Annotated in this window: 11 protein-coding genes and 1 pseudogene; 4 read left to right on the plus strand and 8 right to left on the minus strand. The window is 65.1% G+C overall.

The genetic code is table 11. From position 1 onward, the window contains the following. Together B1964_RS15750 and B1964_RS15755 are read right to left on the minus strand one after the other, a co-directional pair. The coding region (locus tag B1964_RS15750; protein ID WP_139765752.1) for a hypothetical protein at nucleotides 1-340 on the minus strand (340 nt) is incomplete at its 3' end. Continuing rightward, complete coding sequence (locus B1964_RS15755) at nucleotides 337-771, minus strand: hypothetical protein (RefSeq protein WP_139765753.1); 435 nt, start codon at nucleotides 769-771, stop codon at nucleotides 337-339. The genes B1964_RS15755 and B1964_RS15750, both read right to left, overlap by 4 nt. 873 nt (nucleotides 772-1644) lie before the next feature. On the opposite strand from B1964_RS15755, the gene B1964_RS15760 reads away from it, so the two are divergent. The 3 genes from B1964_RS15760 (at nucleotide 1645) to B1964_RS15770 (ending at nucleotide 4700) form a co-directional block, all read left to right on the plus strand. After that, on the plus strand, nucleotides 1645-1941 hold the full coding sequence (locus tag B1964_RS15760) for a helix-turn-helix domain-containing protein (protein ID WP_079930441.1): 297 nt from the start codon (nucleotides 1645-1647) through the stop codon (nucleotides 1939-1941). A gap of 110 nt (nucleotides 1942-2051) precedes the next feature. Further along, nucleotides 2052-3278: an AAA family ATPase gene (locus tag B1964_RS15765; protein WP_079930442.1), complete on the plus strand. Its 1227-nt coding sequence runs from the start codon at nucleotides 2052-2054 to the stop codon at nucleotides 3276-3278. Nucleotides 3279-3314: 36 nt separating this feature from the next. Continuing rightward, on the plus strand, nucleotides 3315-4700 hold the full coding sequence (locus B1964_RS15770) for a hypothetical protein (RefSeq protein WP_079930443.1): 1386 nt from the start codon (nucleotides 3315-3317) through the stop codon (nucleotides 4698-4700). Nucleotides 4701-4992: 292 nt separating this feature from the next. On the opposite strand, the gene B1964_RS15775 is transcribed toward B1964_RS15770, so the two are convergent. The 3 genes from B1964_RS15775 to erm all read right to left on the minus strand — a co-directional run bounded on the left by B1964_RS15775 (nucleotide 4993) and on the right by erm (nucleotide 7909). Further along, complete coding sequence (locus B1964_RS15775) at nucleotides 4993-5448, minus strand: SRPBCC domain-containing protein (protein WP_079930444.1); 456 nt, start codon at nucleotides 5446-5448, stop codon at nucleotides 4993-4995. Nucleotides 5449-5566: 118 nt separating this feature from the next. Then, nucleotides 5567-6937: an LLM class flavin-dependent oxidoreductase gene (locus B1964_RS15780; protein ID WP_079930445.1), complete on the minus strand. Its 1371-nt coding sequence runs from the start codon at nucleotides 6935-6937 to the stop codon at nucleotides 5567-5569. 216 nt (nucleotides 6938-7153) lie between these two features. Beyond that, a complete protein-coding gene (erm, locus tag B1964_RS15785) occupies nucleotides 7154-7909 on the minus strand; it encodes a 23S ribosomal RNA methyltransferase Erm (protein ID WP_216354253.1) in 756 nt (251 codons plus the stop codon). 165 nt (nucleotides 7910-8074) lie between these two features. On the opposite strand from erm, the gene B1964_RS15790 reads away from it, so the two are divergent. Continuing rightward, entirely contained in the window at nucleotides 8075-8812 is a 738-nt protein-coding gene (locus tag B1964_RS15790) for a DUF1707 domain-containing protein (RefSeq protein ID WP_346348449.1), read from the plus strand. A gap of 42 nt (nucleotides 8813-8854) precedes the next feature. On the opposite strand, the gene B1964_RS15795 is transcribed toward B1964_RS15790, so the two are convergent. The 3 genes and pseudogenes from B1964_RS15795 to B1964_RS15805 form a co-directional block, all read right to left on the minus strand. Continuing rightward, complete coding sequence (locus B1964_RS15795) at nucleotides 8855-9643, minus strand: alpha/beta hydrolase (RefSeq protein ID WP_020170659.1); 789 nt, start codon at nucleotides 9641-9643, stop codon at nucleotides 8855-8857. Nucleotides 9644-9811: 168 nt separating this feature from the next. Continuing rightward, nucleotides 9812-10465, minus strand: a complete 654-nt coding sequence (locus B1964_RS15800) for a hypothetical protein (protein WP_079930448.1) — start codon at nucleotides 10463-10465, stop codon at nucleotides 9812-9814. Then, a pseudogene (locus B1964_RS15805) lies at nucleotides 10462-10957 on the minus strand (MerR family transcriptional regulator); the annotation flags it as partial. The pseudogene B1964_RS15805 and the gene B1964_RS15800, both read right to left, overlap by 4 nt.

A 10957-nucleotide genomic window follows, 5' to 3' on the forward strand; every position in this document is an offset into this window, starting at 1 on the left:
TGCGGTCATCAACGATGTCAGCCCAGTTCGTCCGGTGCCACAATGCGGTGCGCTCCTCAACGCTGAGCGCTTCGAGGACCTGCTCGGTGATCCGAAGATGACTCGGCCAGAACGCGTTGCCACGAGCGACGTTCTCGTAGACCTCGATGATGCCGGTGGTGATCTCGGTGTCCACGGCGTCAGGCGTCAGGTCACCGTCGACAATGCGCCTGTCGACGGCGAGCCCTGAGGTCAGCAGGTTGAGCGCGTCGGCGTCCAGGTTGGCGTCGGCAGCGGCGCGCGCGACACCCATCGCGGCCTTGACCGCGTTCGCCTTGGGACTGGTGGGGGTATCGGTCACGGGACGACCTCGCCTTCGATGGTCTGGAGGAGTTCACGTTCGAGCTGGTCGAACCTGTCGGCGGTCGCCACGGCGACCTGGTGTTGATGGCGCTCGGGTGCGTGGAGGCCGTAGAGCTTCGCGAGTTCGTTGTCCTGGGCGTTGATCGTCCTCAGCAGAGACGCTGCCGCCGACCAGTCACCGGCAGCCATAGCCCGCGCGAGAGCCTTCGACGCGACGCCGGTGGTAACTCGCTTGCGCTCCATGATCTCTGCGAGCACGGTGTCGCCGTCGGGAACAGGGTTGCGCTCCAGGTAGCGCTTGTACGCGTTCTGGGTGCCACCGATGCTGGAGTATCCACACTCATCGCGGATCGCCGACCACGAGAGCCCAGCGACGGCGCGCAGATAGTAGACGCGCTCAGCTCGGGCACGAGCGTCGCGGAGGGGCATCACTTGGGCCATACCTCAGACATACCTCAGAAGGGTGCATCGACAACAGTGCCCAAACTCGGTGTTGTGCTGAGGGATTCGTTGTCGCGGACTCGCGCGATGTCACCTGGAGCGAGACCCTTAGTGGCACCGTCCGCAAGGGTGCAGAGCTACGCGTGTACATCTGCACCCTTGCCTTCTTACCTTCTTGCCCCCTTACGTCAAGAGAGAAGAAGGTAATTGCCTACCTCCCCAGGATGAGACGTGCGCTCTTGCTCTCGTGGATATGTCGCTGACCAGCTAAGGGGGCAAGAAGGCAAGAGTGCAGGTGTACGCGAGACCGTGCCCCCTTGCATCGATCACCTGACCGGGAGTGAACCTGACCCGGCCAAGGAGGCCGACGATGTAGGCGACACACAGCTCACCGCCACCGGCCGCTGTCCTGATCGCGAGCCCGCGTCGCCGAGCAGTCGCCGCAGCCCGAGGCCAACAAAGGAGCCTGTCGGGTGACCGCGACACGGAGCTGTGTGTCCGTGTCACCGACGGCGGCCGCCTTCCTGAACGACTCCCAGATCGTCTGTCGCACAACGCCTACACCCGTAGCCGTTGTGAACACGCGGTTCTCCGGGAGCGTGATCGGGCGGGCAACCGTGGTCTATAGTTGTCAGCAACGCGCCGGTGTTGATTGCCTCAGCAGGTAGCCGACGCGTCGTCCGAACTCGATGAACCACCGGCGCTGACCGAGACGCACCGGCAGGCACGACACGCGACATTCAGCGGCTGCACCGGGCGCATCAGCGTCTACACGGCACACCGCGCCCAGGGTCAGAGCTGAGGTGGCCTCATTACCGGGCGGGACCGTGGAACCGAACCGAGCAATCGGGAGTTCCACTGATGTCCGACCAGCAGCACGCCCTCACCGCCGAACAGCTCGCGCAGCGCTATGGCGTCTCCATAGAGACCATCCGCCGCCTGGTCAAGCGCGGCCTTCCTCACTACCGCCTCGGTGGCCGTCTCTTTCGGTTCAACCCCGACGAGACCGATGTCTGGATGCACAGCCATCACCGCGCGCCCTCAGCGTCCAATTCTGACGACGACTACCGCGCCTACGTGCGCCAGATTGTCGCCGCCGCCCCCGAACTGAGCGCGGAGCAGGCCGAGCGTATCCGCGCGATCCTCGCTGACGGCTGAGCGCCCAGCGTGACGCTCACACATTCGCATCTGCCCCAGGAACGAGAGAGCGCCCGCCCAGCGCCGAGATCGCTGGACGGGCGGAGTTCCCTGATAGGAAGGCCACGACGATGACCACTGCCAACAATACCGCGACCGCAAGCCCCGGCGGGCGAAGCGGCGAGCGCCCCACCGGGCGCGTTCTGGAACTGATCTCTGCTGACGATATCGAGGACGATGCCCCGACCTGGGTCTGGGAGTACGACGGCGGCGGGCGCATGATGCTTGGCACCCTCGCGATCCTCGCCGGTCGGCCCGGGGTCGGGAAGTCAACGGCAGCACGCTGGCTGGCGGCCGGGTTCACCACCGGCGCGCACGAGGGATGCTTCCACGGCAAGCCTCAGAACGTCGCGTATATCGCGACCGAGGAGTCCTGGCGGCACATGATCAAGCCGAGCCTGCGGGCCGCCGGTGCCGACATGAGCCGGATCAAGTGCGTTCAGGTCAGCAAGGGCGGCAAAGAGTCGAAGCTGCTCGTCGCCAGCGATGAGGAGGCGCTGACTGCGGCATTCATCGACGCTGATGTCTCGGTCGTCATCCTTGACCCGCTGATGGGCACCGTGGACGGCAAGACCGACATCTACCGCAACAACGAGACCCGTGACGCCGTGCTCACCCCGTGGAGCCGGATCGCTGACAAGATCGGCGGCCTGGTCATCGGCATAGCCCATCTGACGAAGGCCCCCTCCGGTGACATCGTGGCCGCGATCCAGGGATCCTCCGCGTTCGGCGAGGTGGCGCGTTCGGTGTTCGGGTTCGCGAAGGACGACGACGGCAACCGCATCATGTCGCAGGCTAAGAATTCCGGTGGCCGAGAGGACCTGGCGCTGGAGTACGCCATCGATCCGGTCGAGGTCATCACCGACACCGGAAAGCGCGCTGAGGTGGCGCGGTTCCAGATCACCGGAAAGTCTGACCGCAACGTCGGCGACGTGCTGCGCGAACAGTCACGCGGCGGTCGGGGCTCCGGTGTTGGCGGTGCCGCCGTGGGGCGGTGGCTCGCCGAATACCTCGCGGACGGTCCTCGCTGGGCGGCAGCCGGTATCGCGGCGGGTGAGCGTGAGGGCTACTCGAAGGACCGTCTCAAGCGAGCGCGTCTCGACTGCGGAATCGAGTCTGTCCGAGACGGGAAGGCCGGGCGCTGGTACTGGGCCACAGCCGAGCAGATCACCGCTGAGCAGAAGCCCGGCACCGACGAGCCCGTCACCCTGGCTGACCCCGCACCTAAGCGTGAGGTCAACCCGTTTCCCGGCCCGAGTGAGGGGCATGCCGACACGGCGACGCGCGTGAGCCAATAGCAGGGTGTCGCGCCGACCCAGGCGGTACGGTTCGGCATGACTTCGGACTTCCCAACCGCTATACCGGTTCTGGCCGTGCGCGTCGGCGACACGATCTTCAAGGATCGCGCGACTCAGCCGCTGACAGTGGACGAGATCGACTGGGTTCTTGAGCATGAGCACGGGCCAGTTGCGCGGTTCATCGGTGTACCAGAGGGCAACGCGCGGCGGACTTGGGTCTACCGGCTGTCGGGCGTCATCGGGTGCTTGAACGCGCCGGATGACGAAGCCCTGGAGGAGCGGGAACCTACGCTTCGCAGCGTCGATCTGATTGGTGGCGACAAATCCCGCGGGGTGGTGTCTCAGTACGAAATCGCTGCCAAAGACCTAACAGGCGACCACCTCGGCCTATTCATCGGTGCTCATTCGGATGACGGCAAGTTCAACGTTCCCGCGCAGATCATCCAGATTCACCAGATTCCTAACCGCGCAACGCGCCCCGGCGCAGTCGTCAAGGTGAGAATCGGGGAGACACCCAACCAGCCAGCACGTGTTGACGGCGGGCTATATCCGCCGGACCAGGTGTTCGAGATCATCGAGCTGTACCAAGAGGGTGATCCGAAATATCGCCACCCTCGCTGCTACGCGAATACCCGTGGGGGTTGTTCGGCGACGATCTCGGGTGAGCACTACGTGTCCCACGGCCTCATCAAGCTGTTCACCTTCGATGACCCAAACGCGACCATCCAGCACAACCACGGAGCGGGAATCGTGCGGCCCGTCAAGCCCAAAAAATTCGTCGCCAATGTGCTCTGCACCAGCCACAATCACGGACTTCACCCGGCGGACGACGCCGCTATCAGTTTCGCCCGGTTCATCCGAGACGTTGCGCTTGAGTGGCGCGGTGGAGCAGGTGAGTGGGGAGAGGAGGATGAGGTGCACATCTCAGGCGACGACTTCCAGAGGTGGGCGTTGAAGCTCCTGTTGAATCACGCCGCCGCGAACGCTTTCACAGGAAACGGTGGCCGTGTGTTCACGCCGATCCCCCCGGAGGCCGTGGATATCTTGCTCGGCCGCGCCGAGTGGCCAGAGACATGGGGAATGTGCGTGGCGAGCCAAGTGGACAGCCCACTTACCTTCGACCCCTTCAGCAACCCCGAGCCGATATTTTCCGACTGGTGGTCTGCGCAGCCGTTCCTGGCCAACGGAACCAACGCGATCTGTGGAGGTACGGTCCGCCTGGCTGGTGTCGACTTCGGAATTACTCTGTTCAATCAAGGTCGGGAACTGGAGGCGTTCGACGCGCCCGAGAATCCGAACAGGGGGTCAATTCAACGTCCCAGCTTCATGCGGTGGGAGTTCGAGGGGGTCGGGAAAACAGTCCATTTCTCGTGGGATGACGGCTGGGAACACAAGACCATCACGTACTCGATGCGGCGCTGAACGAAGGTCACGGCGGCACCGGCCCAAACCCCGACAGTGGGCCAACAGTGGGCCAAGACGCGCAGAAAGAACCCGATACAGCGACACACAGCCTAGACACTGCATCGCTCTGACCAGCACATACTGGACTGATCGCTACGGCGTTCCACAATCTCCCCAGCACTGGCAGTGTGGGGGTCAGGGGTTCGAGTCCCCTTAGCTCCACTCGAGAGCAAGCCCCTCCGACTTCGGTCGGAGGGGCTTGCTCGTATTCAGGGCGAACTCGGGCACGACCGGATCAGCCGGCCCTGTGTCAACGTTGCGCATTCACGATCTCGGCGAACTTGGGCAGCAGCGTCCGGTTCCAAGACCGTTCGATTCCGTTGCGCGCAAACCTCTGATAGCGGTCCTCGGTATCGAAACCGCTCATCTGCCAGAACAATCGAGCGCCGCGGCCATGGGGCATAAGTCGGTAGTCCATCATCCATCGCAGCGGCGGCTTTCCTCGGAGGTCGGTCCAGCTGTACGCAAGGTGGTGGGGTTCGTCAGCCACGACGAGCTGGCAAGCCATCTCGGCACCCGGTTTGTCCGGAACCGCCACTTGAACAATGAAGGTCGTCCCCACCACGGGCTGAAAGCCGATTGTGGGCGCAAGCCACTCGGCGATGAGGTCCGGCGCTGTCAGGACGTGCCAGGCAACCACGGGAGAACGCTCGACGAACACGGCGAGGTCGATCATCGACGGGTCCGGCTCCGAAACATCGAACACGACACAACCGTAGGTGCCTCGGCCCGGTCGGCGCCAGGTCCCCGAATCAGCCAATAGCGTGCGCCTACTTCAGTGGTGCATCGGGTTGCGGCCCCGGACCAGCCGGCGCTCGTAACCGTCAGCCGACCAACACCCTCTCCTCCCCCCGAATATCGGCCGGGAGATCCTCGTGGGCGTCGCCGAGCCCGAGATGCTCGCGCAGGGTCGCTCCCTCGTATTCGCGTCGGAACAGTCCGCGTCGCTGCAATTCGGGCACCACGTAGTCGACGAAGTCGTTGAACGTTCCCGGTGTCTGAGCACTGGACACGATGAACCCGTCGGCCTCTCCCCCGGTGAAGGACGCCTCGATCTGGTCGGCCACATCGGTGGCGGTACCCACGAACTGCGGCAGCAGCACGCCCTGGGCGTAGAGCTTGCCGATATCGCGCAGCGTCAGGCTGTCGCGGTGGCTGAGCCTGCGTGCAACCTCGAACAGTCCCTGCGTACCGCTCACCCTCACGTCCTCGACGGGTGCGTCGAGATCGTACTGCGAGAAGTCGTGGTCGGTGTGCACCGACAGCGTGATCAGACCGGAGATCGGGTCGGCGAGCTCATTGTGGAATGCCTGCTTCTCGCGGGCGATCGACTCGGTCTCGCCGATGAACGGGATGAACGACGGGAACACCTTCACATGGTCGGGATTGCGACCGAAGTTCACGACGCGCGATTTCACGTCGTCGTAGTAGGCGCGCCGGCCCTCCGGGGTCGGATCGATCTCGAAGATCGCCTCGGCCCACCGGGCGGCGAAGTTCTTACCCGTCTCCGACGATCCCGCCTGGATCAACACCGGTCGATGCTGCGGCGACCGCGGCTGATTGAGCGGTCCGCGGGTGCGGTAGTGCTCGCCGACGTGGTCGACGGGATGGATCTTGGTCGGGTCCGCCCATACGCCGGTCACCTTGTCGGCGGTCACCGCGTCGGCGTCCCAGCTCGACCACAGTTTGATGGCCGTCGAGACGAATTCCTCGGCTCGTGCGTAGCGCTCCTCATGGTCGACGTGCGCGTCATGGCCGAAGTTACGTGCCTCCGCCTGCGTCAACGATGTGACGATGTTCCACGCGATCCGGCCCCGCGTCAGATGATCGAGCGAGCCGAAGACGCGCGCCAGCTCATACGGGTGAAAGTACGTGGCGGACTTGGTAACCGCGATCCCAAGTCGGCTGGTGACCGCGGCCAGCGACGCAGCGACAAGGCTGGGATCGATCGTCGCAGCAGCCTGCGTACCGCGACGGAACGGTTCGGACTGATCACCGCCGAAGCGGTCCGGCGCGGCCAGGAGATCGGCGAAAAACGCGAAGTCGAACTTACCGCGCTCCAGGATGCGCCCCACCCGATGGTAGTGCTCAGGTCCGAAATAGTCGGTCTCCGAACCTGGATGACGCCACGCCGCATGCGAATGGGTGACGGGTGAGGCGATCAGGAAGCCGCCGAGATGCAGCTGTCGGGTCATGGGGAGTCCTTGTGCGTCGAAAGCGATTACGCGCCCCAGTCAATCGATCAGCCCCGACTGCGCCCAGGTTTGCGATCTAAGTGATCGCATCGACCAACCTGGCTGCACCTGCGGGTCGTACCTGCGAGACGACAAGATGGAAGCTCGCCACCGAGGAGTCATCGACGGCGGCAGCGCCTGGCCAACACCTCAACGCGCGTACCGGCGAAGCCCGGATCAACGCCTGCCGACCGAGTTCCATAGCGAAACCCACTGCGCGACATCGAGGTCCCGCGGCAAAGCGTTCGGGGGGATCAACGCTGCGCGCAGCTCGCCGGCAACCTCGCGACCACCGCCGCGGCGGCGCAGAATGGCCGCAAGGCCACGACCCCGGCCGGTGAAGACGTCACCAACGAACCGTTCGTAACGACGTCGGTCGTGGGGATCGATCAGCGGCCGGCGGCGGCGTGCGATGGTGAGGATTCCGCCGTCGACGGTGGGTGCCGGACGAAAAGCGCGGGCCGGAACACGGCCGTGCAGCGCGAAGTCGAACCACGGCGCCGCCTGCGCCGTCATCATGGTGGCACCCCCGATGCCCGCGCGGCGTCGTGCCACCTCCCACTGCACCAACAGAACGGCGTCGGTCCAGGTGTTGTTGCCGAGAAGTCTGCGCAGGATGGCGGTGGTCAGATGGAACGGAATGTTGCCCACGACCACCGGCGCGTCGATGACGTGGCTGAGTACATCGGCATGCTGCGCACGGATGTGTGGAAACCGTTGCTGCAGAGACTGTATGCGGCGTGCGTCGATGTCGATGGCGGTCAGCGGCCGGTCGAGGGCGGCCAGATGAGCGGTGAGCGCGCCACCGCCTGAGCCGATTTCGAGGATGGGCCCGTGGGTGATGTCGACGAGACCGACGATGCGTTGAATGGTTGGCTGGTGGACGAGGAAGTTTTGTCCGAGTTCATGGCGTCCGCCATGAGATGAGGAGATGGGCACGGTGCGCTCCAGCGTGGATCGTGACGTGAAGCACCCCGGCAGCGGCGGATGAACCGCACACGGCGATGATCTCGCGGCCGAGGTGCATGGACATCTCGGTCGACGGCGCGAGAAAAAGATGATGAGTCGTCGCGCCGTCAGGCGAGACGCAGCCGACCCATGTTCGTGTTGAGCGCCGACGACGGCGCGCTGTTCAGCGTTCCCATGGCGGCGACTGTAGTCGCCTACGGTCACGACCCGCGACACGTTTTCCGCCGCGGCATGGGCCGGATGTACCGGCAGGCCAGTGCCCGCCACCCCTACCATGTGACCATGGGCGAAACCGACAAAGACGATATCTTGGTGGGCCATCCCGAACGAGAGCGGGCTATCGGCCTCCTCAACGACGCCTTCTCGTCGGGGTATCTCGACGTCGCAGCATTCGAGGAACGCTCGGGCGCGGTGTATTCGGCACGCAACCGCGGCGAGCTCCGTGCGACCGTCGACGGGCTGCCCACTGCGGCGGTGCTGTTCCCCGACGAGCAGACGACCGCCTCGGAGTCATTCGCGATGACTGCTCCGATGCAGCTCGACGCGAACTGGGAGACCGTGCGCCGCAAGGGCGTCTGGGAGGTACCGCCACGCATCCTCGTCACCGGGTCGATGGGTACGGCCGATCTCGATTTCACCAGCGCCGTCTTCCTTGGGCCGGCCCTCGACCTGGAGGTGCAGGTGTCGGCCACGAACGTGAAGCTCAAGCTGGGGCGCAATCAAGAGATCCGCTATCCGGACCTATCGAGGTCGGGATGGTCGTCGATCAAGGACAAGGCCGGATCACCGTCGCAGCTTGGCGGACCGATCATCACCGTGTCCGGATCGATCTCGGGGATGTCCGGCCTCTACGTCAAGCGTGCGTGAATTCGCCAGGCCTGCCTGCGAAAAGAGGAGTCGGAGTCCCACTCAGGCGCCGAGGAACCCAGCGACGGCCATCCGCGCGCGTGGCGAACTCATCACGGTGACGTGGCCGCGGCGCGGGACCATCAGCAACGTGCTGTGCGGAATGAGTCGCGCTGTCTCGGAGAACAATTCGGCGTCGTAGAAACGGTCTCGCCGGCCACCGACGATGAGGGTGCGGGCCTTGATCGTCGGCGCCTTCGCGAGGTCGAAGCCGTCCTCGGCGCGAATCGTGGTCACGAGATCCGCAGCCGCCGCGTCGTCCATCATGCGGTGCGCCCCCAGCCATCCCGCGCCATAGGCCAGCGTCCGCGTGCCGCGCGGCACCAGATCGGCGACCGTCATCGCCATGGCCCGCCGATTCTCGCCACGTTCGACGAGGTCGCCGACAGTTGCCTGGAACTCTCGCGTCGATGCGCTGAGCCGGCAGCCGGTGCTGACGAGGATCAGCCGGTCAACGAGATCGGGGTGGTCGGCGGCGAGTTGCTGCGCGATGCTGCCGCCGGTTGATTCGCCCAAGACCTCCGCCGGCCCATCGAGGTGATCGCGTAGCGACTCGGCGAGGTCGTCGGCCATCTCACCCATCGTCATCGGCGACCGGAGGCCGGGACGACGGTTGATGACGATCAACTGTCGACCGGTGACCTCGCGTAGCGGCGCACACGAGCCCCGGACAAAGCCATCGCCGGTGATCCCCGTGGACGGGGTCAGTCCGGTGAGTACCACCAGCGGTGGGCCCGAGCCGATGACGGCGGCGGGGTACCGGCCGATGAGTTCTCTGGTGAAGGAGGCCATGACTACTGACGATAGGCTTCGAAGTTTCGCGTCTGCTGTGAGTTTGCTCCGAGCCCGGGCGGCGGTGCTCGCTGAGGTCATGTGGCCCGGGGGGCGCCGACCTCATCTGGCCGGGCACCAACACCGAGTTTCTTGCCGATTGGGAGCGTCGAACGACATCGGTGAGGGTTATTGGTGCTCGGCCGGTACCGGCCCGCATCGTCCGACGTCGGGCTGCCGCGACAATGCTGTGGTGAGACGCGCGGCGAACTCCCGCGGGGCATCGGCACTGGCATGAATATGCTTCGGGGCCAGCGGCATCGGGCTGCCGTCGAGGATGACGCCGGCATTCTCGACGAGGTCGACGCGAAGTACTGCCGGCCCGGAAGCGATCGTGGCCGTTCGGCCGTCATCGCTTGTCCGCCAGCGAGAATGGCCGAACTCCGGGCGCTCGCCGAGTACGACCGAGTCGACATCGGCGACTGGGAAGGACACGTGTGTCCCGGACGCGTTGCGCAGATGCACGATCGGGCCGTCGACCGTGTGCGGGCGGGTCATCATCCCGGCCAGCAGTCCGAGCAACAAGTACACGCCATAGATGTGCAGCCCCAACACGATCCACACCCATGGCGGATGTCCGAAGATCAGCACCAGGATCAGATGGGTGAGAGCGCCTTCGACCACGGTCAGTATCCCGGCGGTCCACAGGATGAGGTGAAGGTCGCGGTGGTAGCCGAAGGCGTCACCCATTGGCCTCGCACGCCGGACCCATGCGGTCAGGGCCGCGACTCGACGCGTCTCGGCGCGTATCGGCCGCACGATCAGCATTTTCGCGGCCGTCATGACCACGCCTGCCGGCCCAATGCCACCATTCGCTGCACGCATCGGCGTTGCGCGGCCGACAGTTCGTCGGCGCCGGTGAGTGCGTCGAGCAGATCGTCGGTTCCGAACCGGCCCCCGAAGTCGATTCTCTCGAGTTCGCCACGCGCCATCTCGCCGAGTTCCCTGCTGCAGGCGACGATGTCGCGGGCCAGGCATTCCACTTCGTCGTCTCCCGGGTCGGCCGTCGCCAGAGCCTCGAAGCGCGTTGCAAGCTCGGCACTACGCGCTGCCAGGTTCTCGTCGGCGAGGGCGGAACGATACAGCGAGGTGACCTGGGGATCGAGCTCGGTGAAGACCTCCAACAGCGAATGCTCGATTTCCACTGTTGTCTCCGCGCCGGAGTAGATCTCGGCCAGTCGGTCCGCGATGTCGGCGACCTCATCCCGCGGCACGCCGGCCGACAACGTGCCGCGTAGATCGGCGATCCGCTGCCGCTGCCGTTGGATCGCCTCG

Origin of the sequence: Gordonia sp. i37 (assembly GCF_002043085.1) — a bacterium.
In the GTDB taxonomy this organism is placed as follows: Bacteria; Actinomycetota; Actinomycetes; order Mycobacteriales; family Mycobacteriaceae; genus Gordonia; species Gordonia polyisoprenivorans.

Bases quoted from the DNA above. Each gene is read 5' to 3' on its own strand.
- B1964_RS15765 (WP_079930442.1), top strand. From the start codon at position 2,052: ATGACCACTGCCAACAATACCGCGACCGCAAGCCCCGGCGGGCGAAGC.
- B1964_RS15755 (WP_139765753.1), bottom strand. From the start codon at position 771: ATGCCCCTCCGCGACGCTCGTGCCCGAGCTGAGCGCGTCTACTATCTG.
- B1964_RS15770 (WP_079930443.1), top strand. From the start codon at position 3,315: ATGACTTCGGACTTCCCAACCGCTATACCGGTTCTGGCCGTGCGCGTC.
- B1964_RS15760 (WP_079930441.1), top strand. From the start codon at position 1,645: ATGTCCGACCAGCAGCACGCCCTCACCGCCGAACAGCTCGCGCAGCGC.
- B1964_RS15790 (WP_346348449.1), top strand. From the start codon at position 8,075: ATGTTCGTGTTGAGCGCCGACGACGGCGCGCTGTTCAGCGTTCCCATG.
- B1964_RS15800 (WP_079930448.1), bottom strand. From the start codon at position 10,465: ATGACGGCCGCGAAAATGCTGATCGTGCGGCCGATACGCGCCGAGACG.
- B1964_RS15780 (WP_079930445.1), bottom strand. From the start codon at position 6,937: ATGACCCGACAGCTGCATCTCGGCGGCTTCCTGATCGCCTCACCCGTC.
- B1964_RS15795 (WP_020170659.1), bottom strand. From the start codon at position 9,643: ATGGCCTCCTTCACCAGAGAACTCATCGGCCGGTACCCCGCCGCCGTC.